Annotated in this window: 22 protein-coding genes; 17 read left to right on the plus strand and 5 right to left on the minus strand. The window is 71.5% G+C overall.

The genetic code is table 11. The annotated features are described in order from the left end of the window. Positions 1 to 94 precede the first annotated feature (94 nt). The 3 genes from lipA to ACZ5NW_RS10845 all read left to right on the plus strand — a co-directional run bounded on the left by lipA (position 95) and on the right by ACZ5NW_RS10845 (position 2,440). Positions 95 to 1,060: a lipoyl synthase gene (gene lipA / locus ACZ5NW_RS10835; RefSeq protein WP_468743465.1), complete on the plus strand. Its 966-nt coding sequence runs from the start codon at positions 95 to 97 to the stop codon at positions 1,058 to 1,060. A gap of 254 nt (positions 1,061 to 1,314) precedes the next feature. After that, entirely contained in the window at positions 1,315 to 1,521 is a 207-nt protein-coding gene (locus ACZ5NW_RS10840) for an SCO2195 family GlnR-regulated protein (protein WP_468743466.1), read from the plus strand. A gap of 217 nt (positions 1,522 to 1,738) precedes the next feature. After that, positions 1,739 to 2,440, plus strand: a complete 702-nt coding sequence (locus ACZ5NW_RS10845; RefSeq protein ID WP_468743467.1) for a DUF4191 domain-containing protein — start codon at positions 1,739 to 1,741, stop codon at positions 2,438 to 2,440. Positions 2,441 to 2,514: 74 nt separating this feature from the next. Here ACZ5NW_RS10845 and ACZ5NW_RS10850 read toward each other — a convergent pair whose 3' ends face one another. Next, positions 2,515 to 2,982, minus strand: a complete 468-nt coding sequence (locus tag ACZ5NW_RS10850) for an RDD family protein (protein ID WP_468743468.1) — start codon at positions 2,980 to 2,982, stop codon at positions 2,515 to 2,517. Between the two features lie 208 nt (positions 2,983 to 3,190). On the opposite strand from ACZ5NW_RS10850, the gene glnA reads away from it, so the two are divergent. The 5 genes from glnA to pspAB all read left to right on the plus strand — a co-directional run bounded on the left by glnA (position 3,191) and on the right by pspAB (position 8,046). Continuing rightward, a complete protein-coding gene (gene glnA, locus ACZ5NW_RS10855) occupies positions 3,191 to 4,600 on the plus strand; it encodes a type I glutamate--ammonia ligase (RefSeq protein WP_468743469.1) in 1,410 nt (469 codons plus the stop codon). A 111-nt stretch (positions 4,601 to 4,711) separates the two neighbouring features. Then, the gene (locus tag ACZ5NW_RS10860; protein ID WP_468743470.1) at positions 4,712 to 4,969 is read left to right on the plus strand and encodes an SCO2583/SCO2584 N-terminal domain-containing protein; all 258 of its coding nucleotides are present in this window, start codon (positions 4,712 to 4,714) and stop codon (positions 4,967 to 4,969) included. 22 nt (positions 4,970 to 4,991) lie between these two features. After that, positions 4,992 to 6,401 carry a hypothetical protein gene (locus tag ACZ5NW_RS10865; protein WP_468743471.1) on the plus strand — a complete coding sequence of 470 codons (1,410 nt, stop codon included), beginning with the start codon at positions 4,992 to 4,994 and terminating at the stop codon, positions 6,399 to 6,401. A gap of 140 nt (positions 6,402 to 6,541) precedes the next feature. Then, positions 6,542 to 7,459: a zinc metalloprotease HtpX gene (gene htpX / locus ACZ5NW_RS10870; protein ID WP_468743472.1), complete on the plus strand. Its 918-nt coding sequence runs from the start codon at positions 6,542 to 6,544 to the stop codon at positions 7,457 to 7,459. 2 nt (positions 7,460 to 7,461) lie between these two features. Further along, positions 7,462 to 8,046 (plus strand): PspA-associated protein PspAB, encoded by a 585-nt coding sequence (gene pspAB, locus ACZ5NW_RS10875; protein ID WP_468743473.1) that lies wholly within the window; start codon positions 7,462 to 7,464, stop codon positions 8,044 to 8,046. Between the two features lie 7 nt (positions 8,047 to 8,053). Here the strand turns inward: pspAB and ACZ5NW_RS10880 are convergent, their stop codons facing one another. Further along, positions 8,054 to 8,329, minus strand: a complete 276-nt coding sequence (locus ACZ5NW_RS10880) for a hypothetical protein (protein ID WP_468743474.1) — start codon at positions 8,327 to 8,329, stop codon at positions 8,054 to 8,056. 118 nt (positions 8,330 to 8,447) lie between these two features. Continuing rightward, on the minus strand, positions 8,448 to 9,788 hold the full coding sequence (locus ACZ5NW_RS10885) for a DUF2252 domain-containing protein (protein ID WP_468743475.1): 1,341 nt from the start codon (positions 9,786 to 9,788) through the stop codon (positions 8,448 to 8,450). A gap of 236 nt (positions 9,789 to 10,024) precedes the next feature. Here ACZ5NW_RS10885 and ACZ5NW_RS10890 point away from each other — a divergent pair, with 236 nt between their 5' ends. After that, entirely contained in the window at positions 10,025 to 11,206 is a 1,182-nt protein-coding gene (locus tag ACZ5NW_RS10890; RefSeq protein WP_468743476.1) for a winged helix DNA-binding domain-containing protein, read from the plus strand. Positions 11,207 to 11,298: 92 nt separating this feature from the next. On the opposite strand, the gene ACZ5NW_RS10895 is transcribed toward ACZ5NW_RS10890, so the two are convergent. Continuing rightward, the gene (locus ACZ5NW_RS10895) at positions 11,299 to 11,574 is read right to left on the minus strand and encodes a hypothetical protein (RefSeq protein ID WP_468743477.1); all 276 of its coding nucleotides are present in this window, start codon (positions 11,572 to 11,574) and stop codon (positions 11,299 to 11,301) included. Positions 11,575 to 11,714: 140 nt separating this feature from the next. Between ACZ5NW_RS10895 and ACZ5NW_RS10900 the strand changes: the two genes are divergently transcribed. Both ACZ5NW_RS10900 and ACZ5NW_RS10905 read left to right on the plus strand, forming a co-directional pair. Beyond that, positions 11,715 to 12,077, plus strand: a complete 363-nt coding sequence (locus ACZ5NW_RS10900; protein WP_468743478.1) for an arsenate reductase family protein — start codon at positions 11,715 to 11,717, stop codon at positions 12,075 to 12,077. Positions 12,078 to 12,175: 98 nt separating this feature from the next. Further along, positions 12,176 to 12,916 carry an RlpA-like double-psi beta-barrel domain-containing protein gene (locus ACZ5NW_RS10905; RefSeq protein ID WP_468743479.1) on the plus strand — a complete coding sequence of 247 codons (741 nt, stop codon included), beginning with the start codon at positions 12,176 to 12,178 and terminating at the stop codon, positions 12,914 to 12,916. A gap of 18 nt (positions 12,917 to 12,934) precedes the next feature. Here ACZ5NW_RS10905 and ACZ5NW_RS10910 read toward each other — a convergent pair whose 3' ends face one another. Further along, entirely contained in the window at positions 12,935 to 13,786 is an 852-nt protein-coding gene (locus tag ACZ5NW_RS10910; RefSeq protein ID WP_468743480.1) for an alpha/beta fold hydrolase, read from the minus strand. A gap of 71 nt (positions 13,787 to 13,857) precedes the next feature. Here ACZ5NW_RS10910 and ACZ5NW_RS10915 point away from each other — a divergent pair, with 71 nt between their 5' ends. The 6 genes from ACZ5NW_RS10915 to ACZ5NW_RS10940 all read left to right on the plus strand — a co-directional run bounded on the left by ACZ5NW_RS10915 (position 13,858) and on the right by ACZ5NW_RS10940 (position 19,748). Beyond that, positions 13,858 to 14,307 (plus strand): MarR family winged helix-turn-helix transcriptional regulator, encoded by a 450-nt coding sequence (locus tag ACZ5NW_RS10915; RefSeq protein ID WP_468743481.1) that lies wholly within the window; start codon positions 13,858 to 13,860, stop codon positions 14,305 to 14,307. 313 nt (positions 14,308 to 14,620) lie between these two features. Beyond that, entirely contained in the window at positions 14,621 to 15,652 is a 1,032-nt protein-coding gene (gene glnII / locus ACZ5NW_RS10920; RefSeq protein WP_468743482.1) for a glutamine synthetase, read from the plus strand. A gap of 439 nt (positions 15,653 to 16,091) precedes the next feature. Continuing rightward, a complete protein-coding gene (locus ACZ5NW_RS10925) occupies positions 16,092 to 16,664 on the plus strand; it encodes a winged helix-turn-helix domain-containing protein (protein ID WP_468743483.1) in 573 nt (190 codons plus the stop codon). A gap of 96 nt (positions 16,665 to 16,760) precedes the next feature. Next, positions 16,761 to 17,804, plus strand: coding sequence for an NAD-dependent epimerase/dehydratase family protein (locus ACZ5NW_RS10930; protein WP_468743484.1), 1,044 nt, complete (start codon positions 16,761 to 16,763; stop codon positions 17,802 to 17,804). A gap of 31 nt (positions 17,805 to 17,835) precedes the next feature. After that, positions 17,836 to 19,110 (plus strand): sensor histidine kinase, encoded by a 1,275-nt coding sequence (locus ACZ5NW_RS10935; protein ID WP_468743485.1) that lies wholly within the window; start codon positions 17,836 to 17,838, stop codon positions 19,108 to 19,110. Next, entirely contained in the window at positions 19,095 to 19,748 is a 654-nt protein-coding gene (locus ACZ5NW_RS10940) for a LuxR C-terminal-related transcriptional regulator (protein ID WP_468743486.1), read from the plus strand. Before ACZ5NW_RS10935 ends, ACZ5NW_RS10940 begins: the two co-directional genes overlap by 16 nt. Positions 19,749 to 19,879 lie beyond the last annotated feature (131 nt).

Genomic DNA, 19,879 nt, shown 5'->3' on the forward strand with positions numbered 1-19,879 from the left:
GCGGCACCGGGCCGGCCGCTGACGCGGCACCGGGCATTCAAATCGACGGGCGTACCCTTGAGGACGCCGAAGAATCAATCGCTAGGGAGCCGACGTGTCCGCAGTCTCACCGGACGGACGCAAGATGCTGCGCCTGGAGGTCCGCAACAGCCAGACCCCCATCGAGCGCAAGCCCGAGTGGATCAAGACCCGGGCGAAAATGGGCCCCGAGTACACCGCGATGCAGAAGCTCGTGAAGAGCGAGGGCCTGCACACGGTCTGCCAGGAAGCCGGCTGCCCCAACATCTACGAGTGCTGGGAGGACCGCGAGGCGACCTTCCTCATCGGCGGCGACCAGTGCACCCGGCGCTGCGACTTCTGCCAGATCGACACCGGCAAGCCCGAGGCGCTCGACCGCGACGAGCCGCGCCGCGTCGGCGAGTCCGTGGTCACCATGGACCTGAACTACGCCACCATCACCGGCGTCGCCCGCGACGACCTGGAGGACGGCGGCGCCTGGCTGTACGCGGAGACGGTCCGCCAGATCCACCAGCAGACGGCCGACCGCGAGGCCGGCCGCACCAAGGTCGAGCTGCTCGCCCCCGACTTCAACGCCGTGCCGGAGCTGCTGGACGAGGTCTTCGCCTCCCGCCCCGAGGTCTTCGCGCACAACGTCGAGACGGTCCCGCGGATCTTCAAGCGCATCCGCCCCGGCTTCCGCTACGAGCGCTCGCTCCAGGTCATCACCGCCGCGCGCGACTACGGCCTGGTCACCAAGTCGAACCTGATCCTCGGCATGGGCGAGACCCGCGAGGAGGTCAGCGAGGCGCTGAAGCAGCTGCACGACGCGGGCTGCGAGCTGATCACCATCACGCAGTACCTGCGGCCGAGCGTCCGTCACCACCCCGTCGAGCGCTGGGTGAAGCCGCAGGAGTTCGTGGAGCTGAAGGAGGAGGCCGAGGAGATCGGCTTCTCCGGTGTGATGTCCGGCCCGCTGGTCCGCTCCTCGTACCGCGCCGGCCGGCTGTACCAGATGGCCGTGGAGAAGCGCGGCACGTTCGTGGCCTCGCAGGCGGTGTGAGCCAGCCGTGTGAAGCCCAACTGTGTGAATTCACGCACAAGTTACTACCGGTCGGTAGTGAAAGAAACGCCGCGGTCCTGACCGTCCTCGCTGATGAGGGCGTTCGTCAGGGCCGCGTCGGCGTTTCCGGAAGCGGTATCAAGGCTTCATGGGCGTTTGACCGGTCGGACACGCCCTGGTAACACCGAAACGTGACTCTGTTATCACACCCTGTAGGGCCATACCCACCGCCATTCCGAGGGGGGACCTCCACCATGCAGGCCGCGCCCGCGCCCGTACGCGCCACCGCCATCCCGTCCTTCACCGACGCCCTGCGCGCCGTCGAGTCGCTCCTCATGAGCGGCGGCCAGCGCACCGCCCGGCGCAACGCCTGGACCTCCGTGCTGGAGGACCGCCGCCGCGCCAAGGACCGCGTCGAGGCGCAGCGCGTCCTCGAAGAGGTCACCGCCGCCCGTTCCTGACCGACGCTCCCCCGCTCCTGACCGACCAAGGCTCCTGACCGACGTTCCCGATCGGCCGTCCCCACCGGCCGTTCCCGACGCGTCCTCCCGACGCGTCCTCCCGACCGTCCCCATGGACGTCCCCGCGGACCGTTCCCGACCGGTCCCGCGCTCCCCTCGCCGCCCCTTCCCGGCACTGCCGTCGTAGGCACTCCCGGGGCCACGTAGACTTCGTGGCATGGCGAGGAAGGAAACCGCAGCGGACGCTGCGAACACCGGGCGACTGAAGCAGATCGCCCTGACCTACAAGATGACCCGCAGGGCCGACAAGAAGATCGGTCTTGTGCTCGCGGCTGTCGGAATCGTCACCTTGGGTGTCTTCCTCGCGATCGGTTTCTTGATCGGGCACCCCATCTATCTCGGCATCCTGGGCCTTCTGCTCGCCTTCCTCGCGACGGCGATCGTGTTCGGGCGCCGGGCCGAGCGGGCCGCCTTCGGGCAGATGGAGGGCCAGCCGGGCGCGGCCGCGGCCGTGCTCGACAACATCGGCCGGGGCTGGACGACCACCCCCGCGGTGGCGATGAACCGAAGCCAGGACGTGGTGCACCGGGCCGTCGGCAAGGCCGGCATCGTCCTGGTCGCCGAGGGCAACCCGAACCGGGTGAAGAGCCTGCTGGCCGCCGAGAAGAAGAAGATGAACCGGATCGTCGCGGACGTCCCGGTGCACGACATCATCGTGGGCAACGGCGACGGCCAGGTCGAGCTGAAGAAGCTGCGCACCACCATGGTGAAGCTGCCGCGCGTGCTCACCGGTCCGCAGGTCACGACCACGAACGACCGGCTGCGGGCCATGGGCGACCTGATGAGCAACATGCCGTTGCCGAAGGGCCCCATGCCGCGTGGCATGAAGCTCCCGAAGGGTGGCCCCAAGGGCCGCTGATCTCCCTCGTACGAGAAGGGGGCGTCCGGCACTCCGGACGCCCCCTTCTCGTATCGCTTCTCGTATCGCGAGCGCTAGATCCGTACCTCGACCGTCTTCGCCAGGCGGTCGTGCAGGCCCCTGCCGTCCCGGTCCCAGATCAGGGCGGGGATCGCCAGGCAGAGCAGGAAGGTGCGCAGCAGGGCCCGCCACGGGGTGACCGTGCCGGTCGCCAGGGTCACCACGCGGATGCCGAAGAGGCGCTTGCCCGGGGTGAAGCCGACCGAGCCGACCGTCAGGGTGCTCATCGCGAAGAAGACGAGCAGGGCCCAGTTGCTGGTGGCGGGGGTGTAGCCGTCCGTGATCAGGCCGTATGCGATCAAGACGCTCAGGCCCCAGTCCACGGCGAGGGCGCCGAGGCGCCGGCCGGGGCGGGCGAGCGAGTCCGGGCCGTCCTCCGGCAGACCGAGCTGCTCACCGCGGTAGCCGAAGTCGGCACCGGCTTCTTCCATGGCCGCGCGGGGCCCGGAGAGCCACGATCCGATTGCTTGCCTGTTGTCCACCCGTCCACGGTACTGCGCACCCGTATGACCGCTGCACCTCGGGGGGTGCGGGGCTAGGCTCGGAACCGGGCCGGTTAACTTCTGCGAAACAAACGGGTCACGCCCGAGAAATCACCCGTCCCTAGGGTCGGGGACAGCGTGTGCCACCGCACTGGCCGCACGAACGAACTACCACCCCGGCATGGCGGTCGGGAGTAGGAGGAGCTGGATGTTCCAGAACGCCGACGAGGCCAAGAAGTTCATCGCGGACGAGGACGTCAAGTTCGTCGACGTCCGCTTCTGCGACCTGCCGGGCGTCATGCAGCACTTCACGCTGCCCGTCGAGGCGTTCGACCCGGACGAGGAGCTCGCCTTCGACGGCTCGTCGATCCGCGGTTTCCAGGCCATCCACGAGTCCGACATGGCGCTGCGCGCGGACCTGTCGACGGCCCGTGTCGACCCCTTCCGCCGCGACAAGACGCTCAACATCAACTTCTTCATCCACGACCCGATCACGGGCGAGCAGTACTCCCGTGACCCGCGCAACGTGGCGAAGAAGGCCGAGGCGTACCTCGCGTCGACCGGTATCGCGGACACCGCCTACTTCGGTCCCGAGGCCGAGTTCTACGTCTTCGACAGCGTCCGCTTCAAGACCTCGGAGAACGAGTCCTTCTACCACATCGACTCCGAGGCCGGTGCCTGGAACACGGGCGCCCTGGAGGACAACCGCGGTTACAAGGTCCGCTACAAGGGCGGCTACTTCCCGGTCCCGCCGGTCGACCACTTCGCCGACCTGCGCGCCGAGATCTCCCTGGAGCTGGCCAAGTCCGGCCTCCAGGTCGAGCGCCAGCACCACGAGGTGGGCACCGCCGGCCAGGCCGAGATCAACTACAAGTTCAACACGCTGCTCGCGGCCGCCGACGACCTCCAGCTCTTCAAGTACATCGTGAAGAACGTGGCCTGGCGCAACGGCAAGACCGCGACCTTCATGCCGAAGCCGATCTTCGGTGACAACGGCTCGGGCATGCACGTCCACCAGTCGCTGTGGGCCGGCGGCCAGCCGCTCTTCTACGACGAGGCCGGCTACGCGGGCCTGTCGGACACCGCGCGCTACTACATCGGCGGCATCCTCAAGCACGCCCCGTCGCTGCTCGCCTTCACCAACCCGACGGTGAACTCGTACCACCGCCTGGTCCCGGGCTTCGAGGCCCCGGTGAACCTGGTCTACTCGCAGCGCAACCGCTCCGCCGCCATGCGCATCCCGATCACGGGGTCCAACCCGAAGGCCAAGCGCGTCGAGTTCCGCGCGCCCGACTCCTCCGGCAACCCGTACCTCGCCTTCTCGGCCCTCCTCCTCGCGGGCCTGGACGGCATCAAGAACAAGATCGAGCCGGCCGAGCCGATCGACAAGGACCTCTACGAGCTCGCCCCCGAGGAGCACGCGGGCGTCCCGCAGGTCCCGACCTCCCTCCCGGCCGTCCTCGACTCCCTGGAGCGCGACCACGAGTTCCTCCTCCAGGGCGACGTCTTCACGGCCGACCTGATCGAGACGTGGATCGACTTCAAGCGCACGAACGAGATCGCCCCGCTCCAGCTCCGCCCGCACCCGCACGAGTTCGAGCTGTACTTCGACGTGTGATCGACACCTGAGCCGATCGACGGCGCCCCCGCCCTGTTGCACAAGGGCGGGGGCGCCGTCGTATGGTTTCCGGCACTACTGTTCGAGAACGGGTGACGGGGAGACACGGGGATGTCCGAACAGGACGACGCCCAGCCGGAGTTCGACCATCGGTGGGCGAACGCGGCCGAGCACAAGGAGCCGTCCGCGCGGGCGCGGATGCTGGCTGCTCGGTGGCGGGAGAATCCGCCGGAGCCGATGCCGTTCCGGGGGGAACCGGACCAGGCGGGGGCGCGGCGGTCGGGGTGGCGGTCCACGGCGATCGTGCTGGGGTGTGTGGTGGCGGTGATCCTGGTGCTGGGGTACGCGGGGTTCCGGGCGCCGTATTAGCCGTACCAGGAGGGTGGGTAGGGTGCGCGAGGTTGTGTGGGGTGGGGAGGCGGTGGCGGTCCGGCTCACCGAGGGGGCTTCGTTGGCGGAGGCGCTCGGTGGCGGCGGTCCCGACGTATGGACCTCGCTGGACGCGGGCGTACGCACGCTGGCCTGGCACCGGCGGGAAGCGCTGCCGACCGGCGCGTGGCTCGCCGAGGGGCGGGAGCTCACGCCGTCCGGTCTCGCCCTGGCGCTGTGCCACCCCGACGGCAAGGTCAGAGAAGCGGCGCTACGGCGGTCCGCCGGCCGTGCGGAGCTGCTTCCGCTGCTCGTGATCCGCGCCGCCGACTGGGTCGCCCCGGTGCGCGAGCGGGCGCGGGAACTGCTGCGGGAGCGGCTCGACGAGCCCACGGCTGTCGCGCTCGCGGCCCTGATCCTGCGGGTCGGCCGGCGCGAACGCGGGCGCTTCGGCGTCGAGTTGCTGTCGGACGTGCTGCGCCGGGCTCGCGGCGAAGGACTCGTCGCCCTCTTCGAGCACACCGACCGCGGCGTCCGCCGGCTCGCCCACCGCATCGCCGTCGAGGAGGCGTTCCTCTCCCCCGCCGAGCTGGCCCGCGCGGCCGCGCGCGACACCGACACCGTCGTCCAGACCCTGTGCGCCGAGGCGGCACTGGCCACCGTGGACACGGACACCGGCTACGACGACGTCCTCGCACCGCTGCTCGCGGCGCGCAGCCCGCGGGCCCGGTCGGCCGGTGTGATCGCGTTGCGGCGCGCCGGGCGGACGGACCTGGCGGAGGGATTCCTCACCGACCGGTCCGGACTCGTACGGGCCTGTGCGCGGTATGTCGTACGGCAGGGCGGGGGCGATCCGTCGGCGTGGTACCGGGCGCGGTGCGCCGATCCGTCGGATGCCTCGGTACCGCCCGGGGCCGCGATCGGGCTCGCGGAGTGCGGCGAGCGGGCGGACGCCGGGCTCCTGTGGCCCCTCGTCGGGCACCCGGCGGCGGGGGTGCGGGCGCGGGCGGTCGCCGGGCTGCGGATGCTGGACGCGGTGGACGCGCGGTGGCTGTGGCCGCTGCTCGACGACCCGGCGGCCGGGGTCGTGCGCGAGGTGGCCCTGGCCGTGCTGCCGTCCGCGGAGGTCGTCCCCGAGGAGTGGCTGTGGGAGCGGCTCCGTCCGCGGTGGTCTCGTTCCGTGCGGGTCGCCGCCTTCCGGCTGCTGGAGTCGCGCGGCGGGGTCGTACGGCTGCGGGCCGCTGTCGCGCTGCTCGATGACGTGGACGAGCGGCTGCGCAGCCGGGCCGGGCAGTCCGTGCAAGGGTGGCACGCCGACGCGCGGGTGCGGCTGGGGGACGCGGAGGTCGGTGAGCTGCTGGACCGGGCACGGCATCTGTTCGGGGCGGATGTGCTGCGCCGGCGCAAGCGCGAGGCCGGGCTGCCGGGCTGAACCCCACGCGCCCCCAGCGCTCACCGCTCACCGCTCACCGGGACGCTTTGCCTGGGCTGGGGACGTTCGGGGGGTCTTCATGGGGAGGGGGCGGTGCACACTGGGGGGTGGGGGAAGTGGGCGACTGCGGGGTGATGCAGATGCGGAGCCGTTTCCGGAGCGATCGGCGGTTGACCGTGCGGATGACGGTCACCTTGTTTCTGCTGGGACTGCTGTACGTGGCCTTCGTCGCCGCGCTGATCGTGCTGCTGAGGTCGTGGCTGCTGGTCGTCGTCCTCGTCGGGGCGATGTTCGTGGCGCAGTTCTGGTTCTCCGACCGGATCGCGCTGTTCGCGATGCGCGGCCGGGTCGTGGAGCGTGAGGAGTATCCCGAGCTGCACGCCGTCGTCGACCGGCTGTGCGCCATCGCCGACATGCCCAAGCCGGTCGTGGCCGTCTCCGAGATGGACATGCCCAACGCGTTCGCCACCGGGCGCAATCCCGACAACGCCGTGGTGTGTGTGACGACAGGGCTGCTGCGGCGGCTGGAGCCCGCCGAGCTGGAGGGCGTGCTCGCGCACGAGCTGTCGCACGTGGCGCACAAGGACGTCGCCGTGATCACCGTCGCGTCGTTCCTCGGGGTGATCGCCGGGCTGATCGTGCGGTTCGCCTTCTACTCGCAGCTGTTCGGGGGCGGGCGCCGGGACCAGAACACCGCCATGGTGTTCGCCGCGGTCATGGGCGTCTCCGCGGCCGTGTACGCCCTGTCGTTCCTGCTGATCAGGGCCCTGTCCCGGTACCGGGAGCTGGCCGCGGACCGGGCGGCCGCGCTGCTCACCGGACGGCCCTCGGCGCTGGCGTCGGCCCTGACGAAGGTGTCCGGCGACATCGCCCGGATCCCGACGAAGGATCTGCGCACCGCCCAGGCCTTCAACGCCTTCTACTTCACCCCGGCGACCGGCAAGGAGCCCGGCATCGAACGCGTCTTCTCCACCCACCCGACGCTCCAGCAGCGGCTGAACCAGCTGGGGCGGATCTCCGCCGAGCTGGGCGAGGCCGCCGCGCCCGGCCAGGGGTGAGCATGCGGCTGCTGGACATCCTGCTGGGCCGCACCCGGCCCGTCGCCCCCGATCTGGACCAGCTCTTCGCGCTGCCGTCGGCCGCGGTGACGCTGGAGGCGGCGGCCGGGTTCACGCCGACCGGGCGGGGCGCGGTGTGCTTCGCCACGGTCGAGGGCGCGATCTTCGAGCAGACGCACCGGGAGGTCCAGGCGCTGCTCGACGCGGACACCGACCGGACGGGCCCGCCGGTGGAGCTGGCCCGGGACGCCTACGGCTACTCCTGGCTGGTCTCGCACCGCTCCCCCGACCAGCTGGTGCAGCTCGTCAACGACCTGCACGCGGTGAACACGTCGATGGAGGTCAACGGCTTCGGCCCGCAGCTGCTGTGCTCCCTCGCCGGTTTCACGAGCCCCGACGGGCGGCGGCTGGCGCTCGTGTACCTGTACAAGCGGGGCTCCTACTACCCGTTCGCGCCGCTGCCCGGTCCGGGACAGCGGCGCGACAGCGCTCTGGAGCTCCAGGTGAAGGCGGCTCTGGCGAACGACCTCAGGATCGAGCAGGACCTCGGCCGCTGGTTCCCCGTATGGGGCGCCCCCGGCCTGTGACTCCGCGCTACTTGGTCTTCTCCCATGACTGCGGGCGCTCGCGCCGGTAGCGCCGCTCCCACTTGGCCTGCTGGTCGCGGCGGTCGCGGTACGCCTTGTACGTGGCCGGCGCGGAACCCCCCGAGGCTCCCTGTACGGGCCCCGACGAGGACGTCTTGGACGACGAGTCGAGCCCGTAGCGCAGGTACAGGTAGAGCAGGGCGACGGCGGCGAGCCAGTAGAGATGGTTGCCGAATCCCAGGACGACCAGGACGGCGGTCCCGGAGAGAACGACGGTGTTCATGCGGACCCCCCTGGGCGTGAGTGACGTGGTGACGGACAGTGCCGTGCTGCCCCTTCAGGGTAGGGAATCCGTCACTCAACGTGCAGCCCATTTTTCCGGGGAGGTGCGTGCCGGTGTCTCAGATGCCCGGTTCCGCCGGCACCACACCCGCGGCGACGGCCGCGCCGAGGGCCGCGTGGTCGGCGGTCGTCTGGTCGGCGTAGGCGAGGGCGTAGTCGGCGATGGCGCGTTCGAAGGTGTCGGCGGAGCCCAGGTACGCGGCGATGGCGATGCGGTCGCCGGAACGGGCGTGGGCGCGGGCCAGGGCCGTACCGCACAGCCGGGCGTACATGAGGAGTTCGGTCGGGCTCATCCCGGCGACGTCGGCGGATCCCTTCATGTCGCGCAGCTGGCGCCAGTAGAACGCGCGCCCCTGCGGCCCCGTCATCCAGCCGAGGAAGATGTCGCCGGCTGCCTGGAGGAGCCGTTGCCCGGCGACGACACGGTGCCCGTGATGGGTGTACGGGCCGCTCGGCAGATGGGCCTCCAGGACGGACTCCGCCGCCTCCTTGATCTGGAGGAACAGCGGGTCGTCGGCGTCCCGGCCGGCGAGCAGCACGATGAAGCAGCGGGTGCCGACACTGCCGACGCCGACGACCTTGCGGGCGGAGTCGACGAAGCGGTAGCGGTCGAGGAGGAGGCGGCGCTCCTCGGAGAGCGTGGAGCGGTAGTCGCTGAAGATCTTGCGCAGGGCGGCGCCGTCGGACACGCCCGCGGGTTCGAGCAGCGGCGGGTCGTGGATGATGCGGCGCTGCCCGTCGACGACCTCGGTGAGCTTGCCGAGCGCCTGGAGGCTGGTGCGGCGGCGGGCCCGGGTGAGGCTGGACTCGACGCGGCGGCGCCGGGCGGCGGAGCGGGCCAGGGTGAGGATCTGGTCGGCGTCGATCCGGGCGTACCAGACGGCGAGTTCACCGAGGCGGGACAGGCGGCGCATGTGCGTGCGGTACGCGGCGACGGACTCCAGGGTGGCGCGGCGGACCTTGGACTCCGGGTGGCCGTTCTCGCGGGCGGCGACGGCGACCGAGGCGGCGAGGCGTTTGACGTCCCACTCGAAGGGGCCGGGGTGGGTCTCGTCGAAGTCGTTGAGGTCGAACAGCAGGGCGCGTTCCGGGGAGGCGTACACGCCGAAGTTGAGCAGGTGGGCGTCGCCGCACAGCTGGACGGTGAGGCCGGTGTTCGGCTGGGCGGCGAGGTCGCCGGCCATCACGGCGGCGGAGCCGCGCAGGAACGCGAACGGTGAGGCGCTCATCCTGCCGTACCGGATCGGCAGCAGCTCCGGGAGGCGGTCGCGGCCCTGCCGTTCCAGTACGGCGACGGGGTCGGGGCGGTCGACGGGCGGGACCCAGCGGGCGTGCGCGGAGCGGCTGAGGCGCTTGCGGGCCCGGCGGCCGAGGTCGGCGCGGTCGGCCGGGGTGGTCATCGGGTGGGCCCTGTGCGGGGTACGGCGGGGCACGCGTGCGTGTGCTGCGGCGTCTTCATTCCGTCCGCCTCCCTGTTTCGTGACCGGTCCAGCCCGATGGCAGTAGTGAACGCCGGGTCGGCGTCGGGCGCATCCGGAGGGGGGCGGGGTGGGTGACGTGAGGGGGTCATGGGTGGGGGCGGTTGTCAGTGGGAGCCGGGAGGATGGTCGGGTGACGGGTGGAACGGGAGGCCGGGATGAGTGACGTACGGCGGCGGGTCGGGGTGGCGGAGCGGCGGGCCCGGCTGGCGCTGCGGCACCGGCTGGCGCCGGGGGCGCGGGCCGGGAGTCCGGAGGAGGTCGCCGCGGCGCTGGTGGCGCTGCACGGGTCGGATCCGGCGACGGTGCATCTGGCGATCGGCGCACGGCTGGCGGACCCGTCGGCGACGGTGGCGCAGACGGAGCGGGCGCTGTACGAGGACCGCTCGCTGGTGCGGATGCACGGCATGCGGCACACCGTGTTCGTTTTCCCGGCCGCGCTGACGGCGGTGGTGCACGCGTCGACGGGACTGACGGTGGCGGCGCGGGAGCGGGCGAAGCTGGTGAAGGACATGGCGCAGGCGGGGGCGCCGGACGCGGTGTGGCTGAAGGAGGTCGAGGACTCGACGCTGGCCGCGCTGGGGCGCCTGGGTGAGGCGACGGCGACGGAACTGACGCGGGAGGAGCCGAGGCTGCGGGAGCAGTTCGTCTACGCGGCGGGGAAGCCGTACGAGGGGATGCACACGGTCTCGTCGCGCCTGCTGCGCGTGCTGGGCGTCGAGGGAAAGGTGGTCCGCGGCCGCCCGCTGGGCTCATGGACGTCGAGCCAGTTCCGCTGGGCGCTCGCGCCGGAGCACCCGGAGTTGGACGCCGGGGAGGCACAGGCGGACCTGCTGGGCCGGTGGCTGGCGGCGTGCGGTCCGGCGACGGAGGGGGACCTGGTGTGGTGGACGGGGTGGCGGGTGACGGAGGTACGCCGGGCACTGCGGGCGGTGGACGCGCGCGAGGTCCTGCTGGAGGAGGGGGTGGGGTATGTGATGCCGGGCGACGAGGAGGCCGTACGAGACGGTGGGGAGCCGTGGGCGGCCCTGCTGCCGGGGCTGGATCCGACGGTCATGGGGTGGCGGGAGCGGGAGTGGTATCTGGCACCGGAGTTGAGGAGCGCGCTGGTCGACCGAAGCGGGAATGTGGGGCCGACGGTGTGGTGGGACGGGCGGGTGGTGGGGGGTTGGGCTCAGCGGGGGGACGGGGAGGTGGTGTGGCGGTCGCTCGGCGATGTCGGCCGCGAAGGGGAGACGGCGATCGAGGCGGCGGCGGAGCGACTGCGAGGGTGGCTCGGGGAGACGAGAGTGACACCGCGCTTCCGGACGGCGTGGGAGCGGGAGTTGAGCGCGGGGTGAGTGGACCGGCCCGGACCCGGAAGGGGCCCTCACGCAAAACATCGGGTGCGGTCCCCCGATTACGAGGGACCGCACCCGGTGTCCCGCTCAGGTCAGCGGCTGTAGCGCATCAGTGCCCTGACCATGTGGCAGGTCGTGTCCGACGGGCGGTGGACGCCGATTACTTGGGCCGTGCTGCGGATCTTCTCGTTGCGGGCCTGGTTCGGGACGTACACCCCCGAGTCCAGGAGCGCTATGGCGAGGCGCATTGCCTTGAGGCGGCGGTTGTGGGTTTCGTACCACTCGCGTGGGCGGCCGGGGGGCAGCGGTCGCTTCTCCAGCGGGGTGTACGGAAGATCGATGAACTGGGTCGTTGCGGCAGCGGGCACAGGCATCCTCCTGTCGCGGACAGGGCCCTTCCGGAACCTCCGGCGGACCCTCGAACACTGCTTCTATTCTACTGGCCACCACTGACAAAAGGCCCTGGCCACAGGGGTTTTCAGACCGCCACAGCGGTAGCCTGAGCCCCATGGAGATCTGGATCAATCCCGCCTGTTCCAAGTGCCGCAGCGCCCTCACCCTTCTCGACGCCGAGGGTGCCGAGTACACCGTCCGCCGCTATCTGGAGGACGTGCCGAGCGAGGACGAGATCCGGGATGTGCTGGAGCGGCTCGGGCTTGAGCCGTGGGACATCACCCGTACCCAGGAAGCCGTCGCCAAGGAGCTCAACCTCAAGGAGTGGGCCCGCGACGACGCCTCCCGGGGGCGGTGGATCGCCGCTCTCGCCGCGCATCCGAAACTCATCCAGCGGCCCATCATCACCGCCGAGGACGGTTCGGCCGTCGTCGCCCGCTCCGACGACGCCGTACGGGACGCCCTCTCCCGCAAGTGACCCACGTCACGTCAACTGGCTCCTCGACTGCTGAGTAACCCTGTTCGGTATCTCGTACATAGCGGCGTACGCTCCCCTACCTCTGTCAGGAGGCGCGCATGTCGCGTAGGAGAACTCTCGGTACGAAGAAGAAGGTCGCGCTGCTGGTGACCGCCGCGGCCGTCGCGGGCGGCGGTGCCTTCGCCATGGCGAGCACCTCGAACGCCGCCCAGCCCCAGTCCCCGCGGACCCTGTCCGCCGCGGATTCGAATGTCTGTCAGGGGCTCGCCACGGCGCTCGGCAACAATCAGCGGTTCATCGACGGTCAACGGGCCAATCCGGACGCGCAGTCGGCGGCCCGGATCGCCAACCGCGAGGCGGTCATCGCGCAGATCAAGGTCCAGCAGAAGGCGTCCGGTTGCGTCGTTGGGGAGTCGGCTCAGGGCTCCCAGGCGGCGCAGAACGCCCAGCAGAACGGTCAGCAGAACGGCCAGCAGAACGGCCAGCAGAACGGTCAGCAGGGCAACCAGCAGGCCGGCAAGCCTTCCCAGTCCGCGCCCGCCAACAACGCCGGCGGCAACGCCAACGCGGGAAACCCCGGTGCCGCCTCCGGGCAGCAGGTCTGCAACGGCTCGACCGTCACCCTCTCCGGCGAGGGCGGTGCCCCGGCAGCCTCCAGTAACCAGTTCCCCGCGGGGACGAAGCTGAAGGTGACGAACCTCGACAACAACAAGTCCACGACCGTCGAGGTCACCTCGGTCTCCGGCAGCTGTGTCCTGCTGAACAACGCGGCCTTCGAACAGGTCCGTGAGCCCGGCAAGTTCCTCATCCGCCGGGCCGTCATCGAGAAGGTGGGGTGAGGCTCAGGACGACATAGCTCAGTCGCTCAGAAAGTCGCTCAGGCGGTGGGCCAGGGCAGGGGAAGCGGCATGGGGCAGCGCGTGGTGCGAGATGTCCGGAAGGACCTCCGTATCGGCGTCGCGCAGCACCTCCCCCGCCCCGGCCACCACCGCTGACGTGTCATGGGTCCTGCTGTTCGCGGCCACGAGCAGCAGGACCGGCACGTCGAGCGCGCGCAGCGCGTCCGTCGGCGGACGGGGGCTCGTGACCGGCTTGGCGGCCGGGAAGCCCGCCGCCGCCTCCTGCAGCCGCAGCCACTCGGGGTCGAGCGCCGCCGCTCCTCCGGTCTCCCATTCCAGGAACGCCCGTACCCGGCGCGGCGTGGGCCGTACCAGCATCGGCAGGGCGTGCAGCAGGTACGACGTCTTGTACCCGGCGAAGCACTGCGTCGGGTCGAGGAGGAACAGACGGCGTACGCGGCCGGGCGCGCGCAGCGTGTAGTGGAGGGCGATCCAGGCGCCGTAGGAGTGCCCGCCGAGGTCGAACCCGTCGGTGACCCCCAGGCCGTCCAGAACCGCGTCCAGCCACTCCATGAGGTCGCCGACCGTGCGCGGGGGACGGTCGGCGACGCTGCGTCCCGGTGCGCCGACGATGTCGACGGCGTACACCCGGCGCACCCGGGCCAGCTCCCCGACCTGCGCGTACCAGGACGCCGAGGTCGCTCCCCCGCCCCCGGGCAGCAGGAGCAGCGGGGGCGCTCCGCTCGGGCCGCAGACATGGGCGTACGCCGTCCCGTACGGCGTCGGGACGGTCACTGCCTCCCGGTCCGCCGGCCACTTCGCCAGAACCTTGTCGTACGCCTCCCGGAAGGCGTCGGCGTCGTACGGCATCACGGGACCCCCTATTATCTCGTTCAGCGAGATACTCGACGAGCGAGATGATAGCCGGAGGAGCCGTGGCCATGACGACCGAAGGGCCCGAGATGGAGGTCGTCCATCTGCTGCGCGCGGTGACCGTCGAGCTCGGTCTGCACAGCGCGCGGTTCGCGAACCGCAACGGCATGCACCCGACCGACGTCCGCGCCCTGATCGCGCTCATGGACGCCACGCGGGCGGACGAGGAGATGACCGCGGGCCGGCTCGGCGCGGTGCTCGGGCTGAACTCGGCCGGGACGACCGCCGTGATCGACCGGCTGGAGCGGGCCGGGCATGTGCGGCGGGTGCGCGGGCGGACCGACCGGCGGAAGGTGGTCGTCGAGATCGACGAGCGGGCCGTGGAGCTCGGCCGGGCCTTCTTCGGCCCGCTGATCCAGCAGACGGTGGAGCTGCTCCAGGGTTACGACGAGCGGGAGCTGGCCGCGATCCGGGGCTTCCTGGACGGCGTACGGAAGGCGGCCTCCGCATCCGAGTGACCGGACCCGGCCTCCGCAGACGGGTGATCGGGCCCGGCCTCCGCCGATCCGGTCCGACCGCGCTCAACCCCATCGCATACGAGCCGCCCCGCCCGCCCCCTCCGCCGCTCCCCCGAACGGCGACCACCCGCCCGACGGCCCCCTCACACCGTGAATCGGGCCACAGCACCACCCGGTAACACGGGGTTCACATTCGAGCAATGACCGGGAAATCGCCTGTTGACAGGCTCGCGGGCATCAAGCGCGGCGCCCCAGTGCCGCAGCGCCGCAGCACCCGCAAGTGCGTCTGACCCACCCCCGAAGGAAGTGGCCCGTGACCTTCAAGGCTGAGTACATCTGGATCGACGGCACCCAGCCGACCGCCAAGCTCCGTTCCAAGACGAAGATCATCGCGGGCGAGCCCGCCGGTCTGGACGCGCTGCCGATCTGGGGGTTCGACGGGTCCTCCACGAACCAGGCCGAGGGCCACGCCTCTGACCGCGTCCTCAAGCCGGTCTTCACCTGCCCGGACCCGATCCGCGGCGGCGACGACGTCCTCGTGCTCTGCGAGGTCCTCAACATCGACATGACGCCGCACGAGTCCAACACCCGTGCCGCGCTCGCCGAGGTCGAGGCGAAGTTCGCCGCCCAGGAGCCGATCTTCGGCATCGAGCAGGAGTACACCTTCTTCCAGGACGGCTACCCGCTGGGCTTCCCCAAGGGCGGCTTCCCGGCCCCGCAGGGCGGCTACTACTGCGGCGTCGGCGCGGACGAGATCTTCGGCCGTGAGGTCGTCGAGGCGCACCTGGAGAACTGCCTGGCCGCCGGTCTCGGCATCTCCGGCATCAACGCCGAGGTCATGCCCGGCCAGTGGGAGTTCCAGGTCGGCCCGCTGGCCCCGCTGGAGGTCTCGGACCAGCTGTGGGTGGCCCGCTGGCTGCTCTACCGCACCGCCGAGGACTTCGGCGTCTCCGCCACCCTCGACCCCAAGCCGGTCAAGGGCGACTGGAACGGCGCCGGCGCGCACACCAACTTCTCCACCAAGGCGATGCGCGAGGGCTACGACGCGATCATCACCGCGTGCGAGTCGCTCGGCGAGGGCTCCAAGCCGCTGGACCACGTCAAGAACTACGGCGCCGGCATCGACGACCGCCTGACGGGCCTGCACGAGACCGCCCCGTGGAACGAGTACTCCTACGGCGTCTCCAACCGCGGTGCCTCGGTCCGTATCCCGTGGCAGGTCGAGAAGGACGGCAAGGGCTACATCGAGGACCGCCGCCCGAACGCCAACGTCGACCCGTACGTGGTGACCCGCCTGCTGGTGGACACCTGCTGCTCCGCGCTGGAGAAGGCCGGCCAGGTCTGATCCGCCACCGCTTCCCGCGAGGGGCGTCCACCGATCCGGTGGGCGCCCCTTCGGCGTGACGAGGCGAGGCGACGGAAGGCGTGGCGCGGCGAGGCAAGGCGTGGCCCGGCGGGGGCTGTCCGGATCGTGGACCGGCCGTCCATATTTCGTCAAAGAGGCGTCCAAGCAGTGGATGGAGGCTCCTGTGCGGCGGGGGTTTCTGCTTCAATGGGGGGCATGAGCCGCTCCCAGAAGAACTCCGCGACAGGTCGCCATGACCTTGAGCCCTTCTGGCCCTCCCGTCAGCACCACGACTTCGACCGGGTGTGTTGCCGCGCGACGAACGCGCCGGCCCTCTAAAGCCGTTCACGGCCCACCACCGCCGTACACCCCGGCCTTCGGCCCGCGCGCAGCGAACGTCCCACCCTGACGACTTCTCGCGCGAAAGAGCTGACCTTCCATGGCGACCACCCGCTCCCTTGCCCCCGCTCCCCTGACCGCGTCCACCGCGCCCCTGGCGGCTCCGCCCGCCCGGCCCCGGCTGCGGGCCGTCGACCGGGACGACGTCGTAGACGTCGTCGACATCGACATCGCGGACTTCCTTCCGCCGGGCGCCACGTGGCTGCCCGCGCCGCAGCACACGATCCCCGCGCTGCCGGGCCAGCCCCCGATGGTCGGCTACCTGGTGCTCGTACCGGCCGGGCGGCCCGAGGGACCGCACGCCGTGGGGGCACCGGACGCCGAGCCGCTGGTGCGGGTCGACACCGTGCAGCGCACGGCCTCCGTCGACGGACGCGAACTCGACCTGACGTACCTGGAGTTCGAGCTGCTCGCCCATCTCGTCGCCCATCCGCACCGGGTGCACACCCGCGACCAGCTGGTCACCACGGTGTGGGGCTACGGGCATGTCGGTGACGGCCGTACCGTCGATGTGCATGTCGCCCGGCTGCGCCGCAAGCTGGGCGAGCACCGCCAGGCGATCCGGACCGTGCGCCGCGTGGGCTACAAGTACGAGCCCCCGACGGGCCGCTGAGCCGAACGGGCGCACCTCCCCGGCCTCCTGAGCCCGGCCTCTGCCCTCGGCAGAAACGCGTTCCGTCCCGGGCCCGTACCAGGCAGAGTCGGCCGTATGAGACTTCTGGTGCTGGGTGGAACGAAGTTCGTGGGCCGGGCCGTCGTCGAGGCGGCCCTCGGGCGCGGCTGGGACGTCACCGTCTTCAACCGGGGACAGCTCGCCGACCCCCCGGCGGGGGCGCGGGCGCTGACCGGGGACCGTACCGCGCCCGGCGGACTGGACCCGCTGCGGGAGGGCATCTGGGACGCCGTCGTGGACACCTGGTCGGCGGCGCCCCGGGCGGTGCACGAGGCGGCGCGGCTGCTGCGGGGCCGCGCCGGCCGATACGTCTACGTGTCGAGCTGCTCCGTCTACGACTGGGCCCCGCCCGCCGGTTACGACGAGAGCGCGCCCGTCGTCGAGGGGGCCGAACCCGACGCGGAGGAGACCGACTACGCCCGCGACAAGCGGGGTGGCGAACTCGCCGCCCTGGACGCCTTCGGCGAGCAGGACACGGCGCTGGTGCGGTGCGGGCTGATCCTCGGCCCGTACGAGAACGTCGGCCGGCTGCCCTGGTGGCTGACCCGGATCGCGCGGGGCGGCCCCGTCCTGGCGCCGGGCCCGCGCGAGCTGCCCCTGGAGTACATCGACGTCCGCGATCTCGCCGCGTGGATCCTCGGGGCGGTCGAGCAGAAGCTGAGCGGGCCGTACAACCTGATGAGCCCGCAGGGCCACGCGACGATGGGCGAGCTGCTCGACGCGTGCGTCGACGTCACCGGCGGCGACGCCGAACTGCGCTGGACGGACCCGCAGTTGATCCTCGACGCGGGGATCGAGCCGTGGACCCAGCTGCCGGTGTGGGTGCCGCCGGGCACCGACATGCACGACGCGCTGCACTCGGCCGACGTCTCGCGGGCGGTGGCGACGGGGCTGGTGTGCCGTCCGGTGCGGGAGACCGTCGCGGGCGCCTGGCAGTGGGTGCGCGGCCTCGACGGCGAGCCGCCGTTCTCACCGCGCGCGGTGAAGGGCCTCGACCCGGAGGTGGAGGCGAAGGTGCTGGCGGCGGCCGCCGGGGGTGTATCTGGCACCACCCCCGCGGAGGGGGCCTCGGCCCAGTGACCTGCGGACGCGCCGCGGCCAGACTGGCGTCATGAACACGAACACGACGACGACGGGCGGATTTCGGGAGCGCGCCCGCGCGATGGTGCTGGCCGCCGTCCAGGGGCTGGTGCTGGCCATCGTGGTGCTGCCCTTCTCGATACTGTTCCTCGTCCTGACCCTGGTCTCCCTGGCGTTGATCCCGATCGGCATCGGCCTCGTCACCACACCGGCCGTACTGACCGGGGTGCGGGCCCTGGCGGATGCCCGCCGGGGGCTCGCGGCCGAGTGGGCCGGGGTGCACATCCCGTCGGCGTACCGGCCGATACCGAAGGGCGCCAACCCGTGGGCCCGCACCTTCGGGATGCTGCGCGACCCGGCGACCTGGCGGGATCTGCGCTGGCTGCCGGTGGACATGACGGCCGGGTTCGTCACCGCGCTGCTGCCGGCGGTGCTGGTGCTGTACCCCCTGGAGGGACTGGCGCTGCCGTTCGGGCTGTGGCTTCCGTACACCGCGTCCGGCCCCTACTGGTACGCGTTCGTGCCGGTCGACGGCGAGGTCTCCGCGCTCGCCGCCGGCGCCCTCGCCGCCTTCCTCCTGGTCGCCGTCTACCGCCTCTCCCCGCGCCTGGTCACCGTCCACTTCCGGCTCACCCGGGCGGTGCTCACCGCTGGGCAGGCCGAACTCGCCGAGCGGGTGCGGGTGTTGACGGAGACCCGGCGGGACGCGGTGGACAGCTCCGCCGCCGAACTCCGGCGCATCGAGCGGGATCTGCACGACGGGGCGCAGGCCCGGCTGGTGGCGATGGGCATGGATCTCGGCACGATCGAGATGCTGCTCGACAAGGACCCCGCACAGGCCAAGGAGTTGCTCGCGCAGGCGCGGCGCTCCTCCGTCGAGGCCCTCGCCGAGCTGCGCGATCTGGTGCGGGGCATCCACCCGCCGGTGCTGGCCGAGCGCGGACTCGGCGACGCCGTGAGGGCGCTGGCGCTGCGGCTGCCGGTGGTCACCGAGGTGTCGGTGGAGCTCGACGGCCGGGCGGACGCGCCGGTGGAGTCCGCGGCGTACTTCGCGGTGAGCGAGGTCCTCACCAACGCGGTCAAGCACTCCGGTGCCGACCGGATCTGGGTCGATCTGCGTCACGAGGACGGCCGGCTGCTCGCCACCGTCTCCGACAACGGCCGGGGCGGGGCCACGGTCGGGGCCGGGTCGGGGCTGGCCGGCATCGAGCGGCGGCTTGGTACCTTCGACGGCGTCCTGGCCGTCAGCTCGCCCGCGGGCGGCCCCACCATGGTCACCATGGAGATTCCGTGCGCGTTGTCCTAGCCGAAGACCTGTTCCTGCTGCGCGACGGGCTCGTGCGGCTGTTGCAGGCCCACGGCTTCGAGATCGTCGCCGCCGTCGAGTCCGGCCCCGAGCTCGCCGCCGCCCTGGCCGAGCTGGCGCCGGACGTCGCCGTGGTCGACGTACGACTGCCGCCGACGCACACCGACGAGGGGTTGCAGTGCGCGCTGGACGCCCGCCGGGCGAGGCCCGGGCTGCCGGTGCTGGTCCTCTCGCAGCACGTGGAGCAGCTGTACGCGCGCGAGCTGCTCGCGGACGGCAGCGGCGGGGTGGGGTATCTGCTGAAGGACCGGGTGTTCGACGCGGAGCAGTTCGTGGACGCCGTACGCCGGGTCTCGGCCGGCGGTACGGCGATGGACCCGCAGGTGATCCAGCAGCTGCTGGCGCGGCGCGGCGGCGAGGGCCGGCCGCTGGACCGGCTCACGCCCCGTGAGGCGGAGGTGCTGGAGCTGATGGCGCAGGGCCGCTCCAACGCGGCGATCGCGGCGAAGCTGGTGGTGACGGAACGGGCCATCGCCAAGCACACCGCCAACATCTTCACCAAACTCGGACTTGAGGTGTCGGACGACGACAACCGGCGCGTCCTGGCCGTGCTGGCCTATCTGGACCGCGACCGCTGAACGACCGACCCCATCCCCCAACCGACCTGGGACGCAAGCAAGTTGGCGGTGAATTGTCCGCGGTGATTCCGAGGAATTTCCGAGACCGCTGAACACCTCTGAGGCGGCGTGCGTATCTGAGGGCGCCGCTT

Source organism: Streptomyces sp. NPDC032126 (assembly GCF_055580085.1).